A 13,632-nucleotide genomic window follows, 5' to 3' on the forward strand; every position below is an offset into this window, starting at 1 on the left:
CTTATCCGGCCAGCGCCGCCATCCTGTAGGCGATGCTCTGCCGGTGATGCGCGTGACAGATGGCGATAGCCAGCGCGTCGGCGGCGTCGTCGCTGTCGAAAGTCGCCTTCGGCATCAGCACCTTGACCATCATGTGGATCTGCTTCTTGTCGCCATGGCCGACGCCGATCACCGCCTTTTTGACGGCGTTTGGCGCATATTCGGCAACGACAAGGCCGGCACGCGCCGGCACCAGCATGGCGATGCCGCGTGCCTGGCCGAGTTTCAGCGTCGCCGCCGCGTCCTTGTTGACGAAAGTTTGCTCGACCGCCGCCTCGTGCGGCATCGCGGCATGCAGGATCTCGGCGAGCCCGTCATGCAACTGGCAAAGACGCACCGCCAGCGCGGCCTTGTCGTCGGACCGCACCGTGCCGGAAGCGACGAAGCGAAGCGAATTGCCGAGGCTTTCGACTATGCCCCAGCCGGTGCGCCTCAGCCCTGGATCGATGCCGATGATGCGAATCGCTTCCCCCATCCGTCAACTTTAACCCCGGCGAGCAGCGATGCCAGCGAAATGTGAACAAACCAGAAACAGCAAGCCGAGTCTGGTTTAGAGAATGTTTGAGAATTCGCTCTGGCGAGACAGATAGCGTGGTTTTCGAGAACCGGAGCGGAGCGTACATAAGTACGCGAGCACCGGAAGCGCAGAAGGCTGCGCTAGTCTAGCCGTTTGAATAACTGTTGGCGCGAGCGACAGACGGTCCTCTGATCCTTTGGCGGATGTGACAGCCATCTCGGTTTCAACCGCGCAATGCTGCCGCAACGACGCTCTCCAGTGGCGTTGTCGGTCGACCGATCAGCCGGCTCATGGCGCCGCCGTCATCGAACAACGCTCCGCGTGAGGCTGCAATGTCGGCATCGGCCAGGATAGCGGCGAGATCGGCGGGCAGCCCGGCGCCTGTCAACACACCCTCATAGGCCGCCCCGGCAAGATCGTTGTAGGCGATCGCTTTGCCCGATTGCCGCGAGACCTTCGCCGCAAGCTCGGCGAGCGTGAAGGCTTGGTCCGCGGCGAGCTCGTAAGTCCTCCCTGCTTGATCCTCGCTCGTCAGCACCACGGCCGCGGCCTCGGCATAATCCTGCCGCGCCGCGGACGAGAAGCGCCCCTCATTTGCGGCGCCGATGAAGGCGCCGTGCTCCAGAGCCGCCGGGAGCGCCATCAGATGGTTCTCGGTGTACCAGCCGTTGCGCAGGATGACGGCGGGTAGGCCGGAGGCCGCGATGACCTCCTCCGTCTGCCGATGTTCGACCGCGAGCCTCGCGGGAGACGTGTCCGCATGCAGCATGCTCGTGTAAGCGATCAGCGAAACCCCCACCCGTTGGGCGGCCTTGATCACTGACCGATGCTGCGGCAAGCGGCCGCTGACTTCGGTCGAGGAAATCAGCAGCAGTCTATCGACGCCGGCCAGCGCCATCGGGAGCGTGTCGGGACGATTATAGTCCGCCTCCCGCACGACTACGCCGCGTTGGACAAGATCGCTGGCCTTTGCCGGATCACGAACCGCCGCAACGATCCGGCTGGCCGGAACTGTCTTCAGCAGTGCGTCGATCACGAGACGGCCAAGCTGTCCTGTTGCTCCAGTTATTGCGTACATCGTTCTGTCCATTTCGTGGTTGGATGGATTGAGAGCCTCAGATAGCGGCTCTCGTTACCATCGGAAACCACGTATCTTGTAGTTACCATCATTTTCCGGTAACCAACTGGAAACTCCCATGGAAGATGCGCGATGGTCCTCAGGATGCGAACGAAGGTGAAGGCGCTTCCCGGCTGCCCAATGTCGAGGTGCATGGCGCTGCTTGGCGGGTGCTGGACACCCGAGGTGCTCTGGTCCTTGAGCGACGGCCCGCGCCGGTTCTCCGAATTGCGCCGCGATATCCCAGCCATTTCGGCGAAGGTGCTGACCGGCAGGTTGCGCGATCTCGAGGAGCGCGGCGTCCTCGCACGCCACGTGATGCCGACATCGCCCCCGACCGTGGAGTATGAGCTGACGTCATTGGGGCAGGAGCTGCTCCCAGCGATCAGGTCTATCGTGGAGGTCGGATCGCGCCTGCTGCTGCGTGATTCTCCCCGCCTGATGATCGCGAGCCCATCCCTTCGCGGTTAGTCTAGATGGTCGCCGGAGTAGAATTATGAAACGTTCTCTCAGCCGCGGGCGAAAGCCGTGTTTAGCAGCGTGATCTGGTCTGAGACCGGATTGACGCGACGGCTCGACGGCGGCACCTCGGCGAGGCCGCCATAGATCTCCTCGTCCATCCGGCGCACCAACGCCTGCAGCCGCAGCGAACGGTTGACGAGGTCGATGAAATCCTTCGGCAGCTCGGCCCAGCCGGGCGCCTCCTCATGCGCGGAGGCGGTGTCGAGACGCACCTTGGATTTTTCTGAGGCCACCTGATCGCGGGTCATCTCGCCGGAATTCGCCGCCCGCTGCAAAAGCAGCCACGAGGCGACCTGCATCAGCCTGGTAGTCAGCCGCATCGATTCGGCCGCATAAAGCGTCGCCGCCAGCCTCGACAGCTTCTTGGCCTCGGCGCGGCCCTTGCCGTCGAGATATTCGGCCGCCTGCTCGACCAGGCCCATGCCTTCCTGATAGAGCGGCTTGAAGGATTGGGAGAAAACCCGGCGCTCCGCCAGCTTGATGGTTTTCGCGCTCGCCTTCGAAGGCTCGTTCATCGCTACGCCCCTGCACTTGCCTGACAGCCGGCCGATTCGGCTCTTGGCCGCCATATCCGGCAGCCTAAACGACTGAAGCTTGAAAATGCGCTTCGCTGCCAGCGAAGGCAAGCACATGTTTAACAAACGGTTAACGGCCGCATTTAGCCGGAAGGACGCCCATGCCGGCGCACAAAAAAAGAGCCGCGGATAAGGCGGCTCTCAGGAGTTTAACAGGGAGGCGTCAAACAAAGTGGCTCCAACCACTCGGTAAGAATCCAGATCACTGGATGGACATAGTAAACGCCTGTAAAGCTTAACGAAGCCTTAACGCGGGGCATATTTTTCGATCAAGCGCCCAGCAACTGTGCCGTAACAGCACAGCTGACTGGCCACGGCGCCGTTCACACCACCGCCTGGAAAGTAGGGGCGACGCTTGCGCCATGGTTTCCTCCAAATGGTGACCGGCTTACCGAAACAAAACGGCACTGCGCGCGACATCGTTCCGAAACAGGCGCCGCGCTAAACGCCCGTTCCTCGCAACGAGGCGGAGCAAACCTTGCGCTCCGGCAATCATGACAATCTCTCAAGGAGCGAACAATGGACTGGTACTCGGCCGTTAAATTTCTGCACATCGTCTCGGCGTTCCTCTGGGTCGGCGGCGGCTTCACGCTGATGCTGCTCGCGGTACGCGCCGACCGCGCTGGAAACGTCGAAGGCATGCTGCAGGCGATGCGCGCCACCGGCGAGCTCGGCAACCGGTTCTTCGCGCCGATGTCGATGCTGACATTGCTTTTCGGCCTCATCATGTGCGGCTTCTGGGTCGGCTTTTCCGATCTGTGGGTGCTGATCGGCCTTGCCGGTTATGCGACGACCTTCTGCATCGGCATGTTCATCTTCAAGCCGACTGCCGACCGCATGGCAGGCATGATCGCCAAGGAGGGCGTGACGCCGGCAGTGCTTGCCCAGGGCCAGCGCGTCCTCAGCGCCGCGCGCTTCGACTATTCGGTGATGCTGGTGATCATCGCGGACATGGTGCTGAAGCCGACGCTGCACGACATCACCATTCTGGGCTGCATGGCGTTCGTGCTGGCAACCGGCATTGCCCTGGCGCTTGGCAGGACGCGGCAGCTGCTGCCGAGTGCCGCCTGAGGTGTAAGGAATCCGGCGGCGGCCGAATGGGGCCGCCGTCTTACAGGAGGCCGGCGATGCCGTCCCACAGAAGCTTGACCGCGACGACCGCCACGGTCGCATAGGTGAAGGGATAGAACAGCTCCGGCCGCATCCTCCGCACCAGCCAGGCACCGGCGATTGTCGACAGCGGCGCCAGTGGCATCAGCACCGCCGACGCAGTCAAATTGGTGGTATCGAACTGGCCGAGCGCGAAATAAGGGATGAGCTTCAGCGCATTGGTGACGGCGAAAAAGATCGCCGCGGTGCCCGACAGCACCTTCGGATCGAGCCTGATGGGCAGCGCATAGACCTGAAAAGGCGGGCCGCCGACATGGGCGACGAAGCTGGTGAACCCGGCAACAGTACCCCAGAAGCCCGCGGCGACGCGGTTGGGCTCCGCCGCGTGGCCGGCACCGTGGCGGAGCTGCAAATAGAGCCAGCGCAGCACGAAGATCAGGGCAACCGCGCCGACGATCAGCCGCACCATCTCTTCGGTTACAAGTGCCGCCGTCAGCCAGCCAAGGGCAATGCCGATCACGGCGCCCGGCATCATGTCGGCCAGCATCTTGCGGTCGAAGATACCCCACCACGTCCACACCGAGACAATGTCCATCAGGCACAGAATTGGTAGAAGAATTGCGGCAGCCTGAACCGGCGGCATGGTCAGCGCCATCAACGGCACGCCGACAAAACCGACGGCGCCGCCGAAGCCGCCTTTCGACAGGCCGACGAGGATGACGGCCGGAATGGCCGCGGCATAGAACCAGGGATCGACGAGCAGGCCTGACATGGGAAGGGACGCTGGAGGGAAAGTTGAACTCTGGAATAGACCAGAAATGGTCAGGCCGCGACCGCAAATATGTGGGCCACGCCACCGAAACCCGTCACATGTTTGGCATGTCGAGCGGCGGCGGGCGTCTCCGGATCGGCTGCGCCTTGATGATGGCGGTGCTGGTTTCGGCCTTGTCGGCGATGCGGTCGAGAATCCCGTCGAGCTCGCCGATCGAGCGGACGAACAGCCGGGCAACGAAGCAGTCATCGCCCGTCACCTTGTCGCATTCGCCGAATTCCGGGATTTCCTCGATCAGCTTCTGGACGATGTGCAGCTTGCCCGGCAATGGCCGGATGCGAACGATCGCCTGCAAGGCGTAGCCGAGCGCCTGCGGATCGATGTCGATGGTGAACGCGCGGATGACGCCGCGATCCTCTAGCCGCCGAAGCCGCTCCGAAACGCTTGGTGACGACAGCCCGACCTGCAGCGCCAGTTCCTTCAGCGAGGTCCGTGAATCCTTGACCAGGATATCGAGGAGCTTTCTATCGAGCTCGTCCAGCATTTTACAATTCCAAGAAAAAGCCGATGTTTACCTAATTTAATGAGGTTCGTCCTGCATATCACCGGCTAGAAGTCATGGAAAGACCCGATCCGCTGTGGGATTATAAAATCTCAACGGGTTTCAGGAGCATCCATGGACAACACGGTACGCGGCACGATCGAAATGACGGCGGCGATGGCGATCCTCGGCACGATCGGCTGGTTCGTCGTCCTTTCCGGCCAGCCCATCATGGACGTGGTGTTCTGGCGCTGTGCTTTCGGGGCGGTAACGCTGCTGATCATCTGCGCGGCGCTGGGACTGCTGCGTGGCAGGCTGTCGCTTCGCATCGTCGCGATCGCGGCTCTCGGCGGTGCTGCCATCGTTATCAACTGGCTGTTGCTGTTCAGCGCGTTTTCCCGCGCGTCGATCTCGATCGCCACGGCCGTTTACAACACGCAGCCCTTCATGCTGGTGGGTTTTGGCGCGCTCTTCTTCTCCGAACGGCTGACGGTGACCAAGCTGACCTGGCTCGGCATCGCCTTCGCCGGCATGCTGCTGATCGTGCAGGCCGCGCCCGATGGAGGCGATCATGGTACGGATTACTTTACCGGCATTGCGATGGCGCTGGCCGCGGCTTTCTTCTGGGCCGTTGCGGCTATCGTCACCAAGAAGCTCAAAGGCACGCCGCCGCACCTGATCGCCCTGATCCAGGTCTGCGTCGGCGTTCTCATGCTGGCACCCTTCGCCAATCTCACCCACCTTCCGGTCGATGCGCGGAGCTGGGTCATGCTGGCGACACTCGGCATCGTCCATACCGGCCTGATGTACATCCTCATGTACGGCGCCATCCAGAAGCTGCCGACGCATCTGCAGGGATCGCTGTCCTTCATCTATCCCGTCGTCGCCATCCTCGTCGATGTCGTCGCCTTCGGCCATCGGCTGCATCCGGCGCAGATCGTCGGCGCCGCCGCCATCCTGGTCGCCGCGGCCGGCATGAATCTCGGCTGGTCGCTGTGGAAATCGAAGGTGCCTGCGTAGGGCCGCAAGCGACCAGGCGAGGAGAATTTCGGCCAACGGCAGTCATGCGCCGAGCCCTATTGAATCATTGACGGCAATCGTGATCCCCCTGCCGCCTGTTCAATCCCCGCACTTTGCTCTATGCCGCAATGCAACCATCTTCGCCCGGCATAGGCGATAACCGGGATCGAATTCAATGAATGACGCAACGCCGCCCAACCGCTGCCGCATCGTGCTGATCGCGCCGCCGAACGTGCCGGCCGAGCGCATCGCCGCGGCCTTCGACGGCGGTGACGTCGCCTCGCTTATCCTGCCGGAAAACGGCCTGGACGAGGCCTCTTTTCAAGCCTTTGCCGAGCAGATCGTGCCGGTGGCGCAAGCGGCCGGCATTGCCGTCATCATTGCCGGCGACACCCGCATCGCCGGCCGCGTCCAGGCCGACGGCATTCATGTCGAGGTCGGCAAGGACGAGCTCGCCGAAACGATCGAACACTTCCAGGCCAGGATGATGGTCGGCACCGGCGGCGCCAAGACCCGCGACGATGCGCTGGAACTCGGCGAGGTCAGGCCTGATTACATTTTCTTCGGCCGTTTCGGCTACGACAACAAGCCTGAGCCGCACCCCCGCAACCTGTCGCTCGGGCAATGGTGGGCGGACGTCATCCAGATCCCCTGCATCGTCATGGCCGGATCGGATCTTGCCTCGGTGGAAGCGGTCGCCGCCACCGGCGCCGAATTCGTGGCGCTGTCCAGCGCCGTCTTCGCCGAGGGCGTCGATCCGAAGATGGCGGTCGCCGCCGCCAACGCGCTGCTCGACGAAACCGCGCCGCGCTTCGAGGACTGACGTGCTCTCGCGGAAAATCCTTTTCAGCGCCTTTCTCGCAACGGCCGTGACGCAGGCGATTGCGGCGGAACCCGTTCCTCTGCCGCAGCCCAGGCCGGATTCCAGCGAACCTGCCGACAAGCCGATCGCCGCACAATTGCCGCAGCCCGCCACCACCACCCCGTTGCCGTCGGCCGACACCATCAACCCCGACCGCTTCGGCGCAAAGCCGTCCGACGCTGCCTACGGCGCCTTTCAACGCGGGCTCTACAAGACGGCCTACAACCTTGCGCTTTCGCGCGCTCAAAACGGCGATCCGGCGGCACAGACGCTGGTGGCCGAGATACTGTCGCGCGGCCTCGGCGTGCCGGTCGACGCGGCAGGGGCGGCGAAGTGGTATGCGCTTGCCGCCGAGCAGGGCGTGCCGGAATCGCAATTCCAGTATGCGCTGATGCTGCTCGACGGCCGCTACGTCAAAAAGGACGAGAAGGAGGCCTATGCGCTGATGCAGGCCGCCGCCGAGGCCGGCAACCGCCTGGCGCAGTTCAATTTTGCGCAGCTGATGGTCGAACAGGAGCCCGGCGATGCCGGTATTGCCAAAGCCGTGTCCTATTACGAGCGCGCTGCCGCGACCGGGCTTGCCGACGCACAATATGCGATGGCACAGGTCTACGCCAATGGCGCCGGCGGCAAGCCGCGCGACGATGTCCGCGCCCGTGGCCTGCTGGCACAGGCCGCGCGGCAGAACTACGACACGGCACAGATCGATCTCGCAACCTGGATGATTGAGGGGCGCGGCGGCGCCCGCGACCTGAAATCCGGCTTCAACTGGATGAAGCAGGCCGCCGAGGGCGGCAATGTCGCCGCCCAGAACCGTCTCGCGAAGCTCTACATGAACGGCATCGGCACCGACCCGGATCTCATCCTCGCCGGCGCCTGGTATGTTGTCGCCCGCCGCGCCGGGCTGATCGACCAAGAGATGGACGATTTCCTGCAGGGCCTGACCGACGAGCAGACGCAGCAGGCGCTGCAACGGGCCAACCGCCTGCCCTGACCGCGATCTCGCGACTCATTGCACCAGGCTCGTCAGGCGGACTCATTGGGTATGATCGAGCACGACCTTGCCGAAGGGAGAGCCGTGTTCAAGGTACCGAAAGGCTTCGGCGGCCCGGCTCCATGGCACGACCCGGTCGATCACCGGTCTCAACCGGTTGACGGCGATAGCTCGGTTCATCTCTTCAAAGGATTCGCGTGAGCCCACCGGTATGCCTCGCGCCCTGACCTGCCGGCGGAAGATGTCGAGCGGGTTGATGGCGCCGTCACTGCCGCCGAGATAGCCGATGACGTTGATCTGGGCGCCGCTCGCCGCTGCCCTCAGCGATTGTGCAAAACTCTGCGGTCCGCCAACCTCGATGATATGGTCGGCGCCGCGGCCATCCGTCAATCCCAGCACGGCCGATGCCCAATCGGGGACGCTGCGATAGTTCACGCCATCCTGCGCGCCAAGTTGCTTTGCCCGCGCAAGCTTCTCGTCGCTGCTCGACGTCACGATGACGCGCGCCCCGGCAGCGGCGGCGAACTGCACCGCAAACAGTGAAACGCCGCCGGTGCCGAGGCAAAGCACGGTGTCGCCGGGTTTTACGCTGCCCTCCGTAAACAGCGCGTGCCATGCCGTCACGCCGGCGCATGGCAGCGTCGCCGCTTCGAGATCGCTCAGATTGGCCGGCGCCAGCACCGCCGCCTGTTCGTCGAGTCGGGCAAATTCGCTGAGCAGCCCGTCGATTGGGCCGCCGCGTTGATAGGAGGGCTCGGCCATGGCGAAACTGCCGCCGACCCAGCGTTGCCAGAACGTGCCGCAGACCCGGTCGCCGATCTTGAACCGGCTGACCTCGGCGCCGATGGCAACGACTTCGCCGACGCCGTCCGACAGCGGCACCAGCGGCAATGCAAACTTCGTGTGATAGCTGCCGCGAACGATCTCGGCATCGCGGTAGTTCAGCGCCGTCGCCTTGACCTTCACAATCATCTCCTGGCGCCCTGGCTCAGGCATCGGCCGCTCGACCATTCTGAGGTTCTCGAGGCCGCCCGGGCTCTGCAATTCGATCGCTTTCATCGTCGTTCCTTTTCAGCTGGGTCCTGCCAGAGGAAAATCGCTTGCCATCCACCGGATTTCAAATTCATAATGTTCAGCATAATTATGCTTCTATGACATGTCTGGTGTGTCGTGCTTGAAGAACTGAAAACACTGGCCCTCTTTGCCGAGGAGGGTTCGATTCAGAAGGTGGCGCAACGCCTGCCGTTGACGCAGCCGGCCGTCACCCGCCAGATCCAGCGGCTGGAGGAGATGCTCGGCACGGAATTGCTCGACCGCCGGCTAAAGCCGTCGCGACTGACCCCGGCCGGCGTAGAGGTGCTGGCACGCGGCAAGGAAATTCTCGCCGCCGTCGCCGCGCTGAGAACATTCGCCAAGGGCGACGAGCCGGAGGGCCTGCTGCGGCTCGGCCTCGCGCACGGGCTTTGCGACAAAGCCGTGGCCGCCGCCATTGCTGATGCCGTGGCGCGGTTTCCGAAGGTCTCGCTGCGTCTGAAGAGCGGCTGGAGTCTTGAGTTGGCCGACCAGCACAAGCGCGGACAGCTTGACCTCGCCTTCATCCTGGACGGCAGCAATTCCAAAACTGGCGACGGCGTTGTCGGAACCGAGCCCCTTGGCATCATCGCTGCCGAAAGCACTGTCCGGCAAGCCGACGTCAAGACCATGCCCTGGATCCTCAGCCCTGAGCCTTGCGACGCGCGCCGGCGGCTGGCGGCTGCCCTTGCCGAGGGCGGGAACAGATTGACTGTCGGCGCCGAGATTCAGGACAGCGCGCTGCAGATCGACTGGGTTCGTCGAGGCCAAGGCCTTGGTCTGCTGCCCACGCGGCTGCTGCGGGAAAAGCTGCCGGAGGGCATTGCCCTGGTCGACGCTCCCGGCCTCGAGCTGTCGCTGCGAATTGTCGTCCTGCGTTCGCCGCACCTGCATCTTTTGACAGAGGTCGCCGACGCAGTGACCGAGGCCGTCACCGCGACTGTCAGGGCGGACTGAGGCCGCCACGCCGCACTGCCGGGCCAGCTTCGTTCCCGCTTCATCGGAAGGCGCTCCTTGCCTCTGCTGGCGATTTGTGGTCTTGGAGGCGCCAAATTGCCCTTTGCGGCGATCATCTCATTTCCGGATCACCTCACCATGGCCAAGATCAATGGCAACGAAATCCGTCCCGGCAACGTCATCGAGCACGATGGCGGCCTTTGGGTGGCGGTCAGGACCAACACCGTCAAGCCCGGCAAGGGCGGCGCCTACAACCAGGTCGAACTCAAGAACCTGATCAACGGCACCAAGCTCAACGAGCGCTTCCGTTCGGCCGAGACGGTCGAGCAGATCCGGCTCGATCTGAAGGATTTTTCCTTCCTCTACGAGCAGGGCGACGCGCTGGTGTTCATGGACACCGAAAGCTACGAGCAGCTCGAATTGCAAAAGGAGTTCGTCGGCGATCGCGCCGCCTTCCTGCAGGACGGCATGATGGTGACGGTCCAGCTCTATGACGAAAGGCCGATCGGCATTTCGCTGCCCGACCAGGTGACGCTGACCATCACCGAGGCCGACCCGGTGGTGAGGGGCCAGACGGCAGCGTCGTCCTACAAGCCGGCGATACTCGAAAACGGCATCCGCGTGCTGGTGCCGCCGTTCATCGGCTCGGGCGAGCGCATCATCGTCGATACCAACGAAATCACTTACGTGCGCCGCGCCGACTAAGGCGTGATCCCAAAGAGTTGCAGACTTTTTGGATAAGATCATGCGTCAAGGCAAATAGGCGCAGCGACAGGAAGAACAGCAATGGCGCGTTCCGCGATCCTCAATGTCATGGTCCAGGCCGCAATGAAGGCCGGCCGCTCGCTGTCGCGTGACTTCGGCGAAGTGCAGAACCTGCAGGTCTCGATGAAGGGGCCGGGCGACTATGTCAGCCAAGCCGACCGCAAGGCCGAAGACATCGTCTTTGCCGAACTCTCCAAGGCGCGGCCCGGCTACGCCTTCCTGATGGAGGAACGCGGCGTGATCGAGGGCGACGACGGCCAGCACCGCTGGATCGTCGACCCGCTCGACGGCACCACCAATTTCCTGCACGGCATTCCGCTCTTTGCCGTTTCGATCGCGCTGGAGCGCCAGGGCCAGATCGTCGCCGGCGTCGTCTACAATCCGGCGATGGATGAGCTCTATACCGCCGAGCGCGGCGGCGGCGCTTTCATGAACGACCGCCGGCTGCGCGTCGCCGGCCGCACCAAGCTGGTCGATGCGGTGATCGGCTGCGGCATGCCGCATCTCGGGCGTGGCCAGCACGGCAATTTCCTCATCGAGTTGCGCAATGTCATGGCCGAGGTCTCTGGCGTCCGCCGTCTCGGCTCCGCCTCGCTCGATCTCGCCTACGTCGCCGCCGGCCGCATGGACGGGTTCTGGGAAACCGGCCTGTCGGCCTGGGATGTCGCCGCCGGCATTTTGCTGATCCGCGAGGCGGGCGGTTTCGTCTCCGATTTCGCCGGGGGACAGGATGTGCTGAACGCCGGTTCACTGGTCGCCGGCAACGAACTCATCCAGCGCGCGCTGTTGAAGACTATCAAAAAGCCACTCTCAGCCGGCTGATAGAGGCACGCCGCGCTGAACCGCCGCAGTCGCAAAACCGCAACCAAAGCTTGAAATACTGTCCCGCGGCCGCCCAGATAAGGTGGCGCAGGATCATCGATGACGAACAGCCGGCCCCAACCCCAGAGCGAACTCTCCCAGCTCGACATTCCCTTTATGGGGCGCTGGCATTACTCGCGCGCCGAGATCATCGCCGACGGCATTGTCCACGCCGTGGGCATCGTGCTAGCGATCGCTGCCGGCTCGACGCTGCTGGCACTGGCCGCCTATCGAACCGGCCCCGGCGAATACGTCGCCGCCGCCTTCTATGTAGTCTCGCTGCTCACCGTGCTGTCGGTTTCGCTGGCCTACAATGTCTGGCCGGTGTCGTCGCCGGCAAAATGGATATTGCGGCGCTTCGACCATGCCGCGATCTATCTGCTGATCGCTGCCACCTACACGCCTTTCCTGGCCCAGCTCGGCGGCTCGCCGCTGGCCGTTTCCATGATCGTCCTGGTCTGGACCGCCGCGGCGGTCGGCATCGCCATCAAGGTCTTTCTTCCCGGCCGTTTCGACCGGCTGGCGATCGTCTTCTACCTAGCCATCGGCTGGAGCGGTATCGTTCTGGTGGAGCCGCTCGTGCGGACGCTGCCGGCGACATCGATCGCGCTCATCGTTGCCGGCGGCATCGTCTACTCCTGTGGCGTGATCTTCTTCGCCTGGAAGGGCCTGCGCTTCCACAATGCGCTGTGGCATGGCTTTGTCGTCACCGGCGCCGGCCTGCATCTGGCCGCCATGGTCGACTGCCTGGTCATCAACCGGCTTTGACCTCCGGTCGCGGACAGTGGCAATATTGCCAAGCGCCATTCAATTTCGTCACAATTCCGTTTAGAGTCGCAAACACAAATTGATCGGCGGCGACGGCATCGGAAACGGGGCACGGATGACTCTTCTCAGATCCTTCGGCATGGGCAGGCGCTCCGACGTTCTGATCTACGATCCGCACAAATTGTCGAGCCCGCAGGTGTTTCTGCTGACCATGGTGATCTTTCTGTTCATCGTGGCCTTTATCGCCGCCATCCTGACGCGCCAGATCTCGACCGCCTTCGTCACCAATCCCGGCCTCAACGGCCTGATCATCGGTGTGCTGGCGGTCGGCATCCTGCTGGCCTTCGTCCAGGTCGGCCGGCTGTTCCGCGAGGTGCGCTGGGTCAACTCGTTCCGCGCCGGTTCCGAAACCACCGAACCGGTGTTGCTGGCGCCGATGAAGGCGATGATCGGCCGCTCATCGACGATTGCTTTCTCGACCAGTTCGATGCGCACCATGCTGGATTCGATCGCCACCCGGCTCGACGAAAGCCGCGACACGTCGCGCTACCTTGTCGGACTGCTGGTGTTCCTCGGCCTGCTCGGCACCTTCTGGGGCCTGCTCAACACGATCGGCTCGATCCGCGAAACCATCGAGTCGCTCGATCCCGGCACCGGCGATGCCGCGGCCGTGCTCGAATCCCTGAAGCAGGGGCTTTCCGCTCCGTTGGCCGGCATGGGCACCGCCTTCTCGTCCTCGCTGTTCGGCCTCTCCGGCTCGCTGGTGCTCGGCTTCCTCGACCTGCAGGCCGGCCGCGCCCAGACGCGCTTCTATACCGAACTCGAAAACTGGCTGTCCTCGGTCACCGACCTGTCCTCCGACATCGTCGTTGCCGACGCGGCCAAGACCGAACCCTCCGAGGAAATCCGGCTGTTGTCGGAAAAGCTGCGCACTCTGCAGGAGAATGGCGGCGGCTCCAATCCGCGCGTCGCCACCGCCATGGCCAATCTCGCCGACGGCATTTCCGGCCTGGTCAAGAACATGCGCTCGGAGCAGCAGATCATGCGCGACTGGGTCGAGGCCCAGTCCGACGAGCAGAAGGCGATGCGCAACACCCTGGAGAAGATCGCCGACGCCTTGAAGAAGCCTGGAGTGCATTGA

16 protein-coding genes are annotated in these 13,632 nt (G+C 63.4%); 10 read left to right on the forward strand and 6 right to left on the reverse strand.

The window, feature by feature from the left end:
- Position 1 precedes the first annotated feature (1 nt).
- Positions 2-514 carry a crossover junction endodeoxyribonuclease RuvC gene (gene ruvC / locus NKI67_RS04670; RefSeq protein ID WP_023678004.1) on the reverse strand — a complete coding sequence of 171 codons (513 nt, stop codon included), beginning with the start codon at positions 512-514 and terminating at the stop codon, positions 2-4.
- A 265-nt stretch (positions 515-779) separates the two neighbouring features.
- Positions 780-1,634 (reverse strand): SDR family oxidoreductase, encoded by an 855-nt coding sequence (locus NKI67_RS04675; protein ID WP_023678005.1) that lies wholly within the window; start codon positions 1,632-1,634, stop codon positions 780-782.
- 192 nt (positions 1,635-1,826) lie between these two features.
- Here NKI67_RS04675 and NKI67_RS04680 point away from each other — a divergent pair, with 192 nt between their 5' ends.
- Entirely contained in the window at positions 1,827-2,144 is a 318-nt protein-coding gene (locus NKI67_RS04680; protein ID WP_245274745.1) for a winged helix-turn-helix transcriptional regulator, read from the forward strand.
- A gap of 38 nt (positions 2,145-2,182) precedes the next feature.
- Here NKI67_RS04680 and rcdA read toward each other — a convergent pair whose 3' ends face one another.
- Complete coding sequence (gene rcdA / locus NKI67_RS04685) at positions 2,183-2,710, reverse strand: protease adaptor protein RcdA (RefSeq protein WP_352569592.1); 528 nt, start codon at positions 2,708-2,710, stop codon at positions 2,183-2,185.
- 579 nt (positions 2,711-3,289) lie between these two features.
- On the opposite strand from rcdA, the gene NKI67_RS04690 reads away from it, so the two are divergent.
- Positions 3,290-3,841, forward strand: a complete 552-nt coding sequence (locus tag NKI67_RS04690) for a DUF2269 family protein (RefSeq protein WP_352644563.1) — start codon at positions 3,290-3,292, stop codon at positions 3,839-3,841.
- A gap of 40 nt (positions 3,842-3,881) precedes the next feature.
- On the opposite strand, the gene NKI67_RS04695 is transcribed toward NKI67_RS04690, so the two are convergent.
- The gene (locus tag NKI67_RS04695; RefSeq protein WP_352450835.1) at positions 3,882-4,652 is read right to left on the reverse strand and encodes a sulfite exporter TauE/SafE family protein; all 771 of its coding nucleotides are present in this window, start codon (positions 4,650-4,652) and stop codon (positions 3,882-3,884) included.
- 94 nt (positions 4,653-4,746) lie between these two features.
- A complete protein-coding gene (locus tag NKI67_RS04700; protein WP_023678010.1) occupies positions 4,747-5,196 on the reverse strand; it encodes an Lrp/AsnC family transcriptional regulator in 450 nt (149 codons plus the stop codon).
- A gap of 132 nt (positions 5,197-5,328) precedes the next feature.
- Between NKI67_RS04700 and NKI67_RS04705 the strand changes: the two genes are divergently transcribed.
- The 3 genes from NKI67_RS04705 (at position 5,329) to NKI67_RS04715 (ending at position 8,069) form a co-directional block, all read left to right on the forward strand.
- The gene (locus NKI67_RS04705; protein ID WP_352644564.1) at positions 5,329-6,213 is read left to right on the forward strand and encodes a DMT family transporter; all 885 of its coding nucleotides are present in this window, start codon (positions 5,329-5,331) and stop codon (positions 6,211-6,213) included.
- Between the two features lie 175 nt (positions 6,214-6,388).
- Positions 6,389-7,036: a thiamine phosphate synthase gene (locus NKI67_RS04710; protein ID WP_352644566.1), complete on the forward strand. Its 648-nt coding sequence runs from the start codon at positions 6,389-6,391 to the stop codon at positions 7,034-7,036.
- 1 nt (position 7,037) lies between these two features.
- Positions 7,038-8,069: a tetratricopeptide repeat protein gene (locus NKI67_RS04715; RefSeq protein WP_352450838.1), complete on the forward strand. Its 1,032-nt coding sequence runs from the start codon at positions 7,038-7,040 to the stop codon at positions 8,067-8,069.
- A 42-nt stretch (positions 8,070-8,111) separates the two neighbouring features.
- Here the strand turns inward: NKI67_RS04715 and NKI67_RS04720 are convergent, their stop codons facing one another.
- Complete coding sequence (locus tag NKI67_RS04720; protein WP_352644568.1) at positions 8,112-9,128, reverse strand: zinc-dependent alcohol dehydrogenase family protein; 1,017 nt, start codon at positions 9,126-9,128, stop codon at positions 8,112-8,114.
- Positions 9,129-9,239: 111 nt separating this feature from the next.
- Here NKI67_RS04720 and NKI67_RS04725 point away from each other — a divergent pair, with 111 nt between their 5' ends.
- The 5 genes from NKI67_RS04725 to NKI67_RS04745 all read left to right on the forward strand — a co-directional run bounded on the left by NKI67_RS04725 (position 9,240) and on the right by NKI67_RS04745 (position 13,632).
- A complete protein-coding gene (locus tag NKI67_RS04725) occupies positions 9,240-10,097 on the forward strand; it encodes a LysR family transcriptional regulator (RefSeq protein ID WP_352644570.1) in 858 nt (285 codons plus the stop codon).
- A 138-nt stretch (positions 10,098-10,235) separates the two neighbouring features.
- Positions 10,236-10,802, forward strand: coding sequence for an elongation factor P (gene efp / locus NKI67_RS04730; protein WP_023678016.1), 567 nt, complete (start codon positions 10,236-10,238; stop codon positions 10,800-10,802).
- Positions 10,803-10,883: 81 nt separating this feature from the next.
- Entirely contained in the window at positions 10,884-11,684 is an 801-nt protein-coding gene (locus tag NKI67_RS04735) for an inositol monophosphatase family protein (RefSeq protein WP_352644572.1), read from the forward strand.
- A 99-nt stretch (positions 11,685-11,783) separates the two neighbouring features.
- Positions 11,784-12,491 carry a PAQR family membrane homeostasis protein TrhA gene (gene trhA / locus NKI67_RS04740; protein ID WP_023678018.1) on the forward strand — a complete coding sequence of 236 codons (708 nt, stop codon included), beginning with the start codon at positions 11,784-11,786 and terminating at the stop codon, positions 12,489-12,491.
- Between the two features lie 115 nt (positions 12,492-12,606).
- Positions 12,607-13,632, forward strand: coding sequence for a MotA/TolQ/ExbB proton channel family protein (locus NKI67_RS04745; RefSeq protein ID WP_023678019.1), 1,026 nt, complete (start codon positions 12,607-12,609; stop codon positions 13,630-13,632).

This window comes from Mesorhizobium sp. M0408, from assembly GCF_040321495.1.
Taxonomy (GTDB): domain Bacteria; phylum Pseudomonadota; class Alphaproteobacteria; order Rhizobiales; family Rhizobiaceae; genus Mesorhizobium.

Bases quoted from the DNA above. Each gene is read 5' to 3' on its own strand.
- NKI67_RS04700 (WP_023678010.1), bottom strand. From the start codon at position 5,196: ATGCTGGACGAGCTCGATAGAAAGCTCCTCGATATCCTGGTCAAGGAT.
- NKI67_RS04705 (WP_352644564.1), top strand. From the start codon at position 5,329: ATGGACAACACGGTACGCGGCACGATCGAAATGACGGCGGCGATGGCG.
- rcdA (WP_352569592.1), bottom strand. From the start codon at position 2,710: ATGAACGAGCCTTCGAAGGCGAGCGCGAAAACCATCAAGCTGGCGGAG.
- ruvC (WP_023678004.1), bottom strand. From the start codon at position 514: ATGGGGGAAGCGATTCGCATCATCGGCATCGATCCAGGGCTGAGGCGC.
- NKI67_RS04695 (WP_352450835.1), bottom strand. From the start codon at position 4,652: ATGTCAGGCCTGCTCGTCGATCCCTGGTTCTATGCCGCGGCCATTCCG.
- efp (WP_023678016.1), top strand. From the start codon at position 10,236: ATGGCCAAGATCAATGGCAACGAAATCCGTCCCGGCAACGTCATCGAG.
- trhA (WP_023678018.1), top strand. From the start codon at position 11,784: ATGACGAACAGCCGGCCCCAACCCCAGAGCGAACTCTCCCAGCTCGAC.
- NKI67_RS04745 (WP_023678019.1), top strand. From the start codon at position 12,607: ATGACTCTTCTCAGATCCTTCGGCATGGGCAGGCGCTCCGACGTTCTG.
- NKI67_RS04680 (WP_245274745.1), top strand. From the start codon at position 1,827: ATGGCGCTGCTTGGCGGGTGCTGGACACCCGAGGTGCTCTGGTCCTTG.
- NKI67_RS04710 (WP_352644566.1), top strand. From the start codon at position 6,389: ATGAATGACGCAACGCCGCCCAACCGCTGCCGCATCGTGCTGATCGCG.
- NKI67_RS04675 (WP_023678005.1), bottom strand. From the start codon at position 1,634: ATGTACGCAATAACTGGAGCAACAGGACAGCTTGGCCGTCTCGTGATC.
- NKI67_RS04735 (WP_352644572.1), top strand. From the start codon at position 10,884: ATGGCGCGTTCCGCGATCCTCAATGTCATGGTCCAGGCCGCAATGAAG.
- NKI67_RS04690 (WP_352644563.1), top strand. From the start codon at position 3,290: ATGGACTGGTACTCGGCCGTTAAATTTCTGCACATCGTCTCGGCGTTC.
- NKI67_RS04720 (WP_352644568.1), bottom strand. From the start codon at position 9,128: ATGAAAGCGATCGAATTGCAGAGCCCGGGCGGCCTCGAGAACCTCAGA.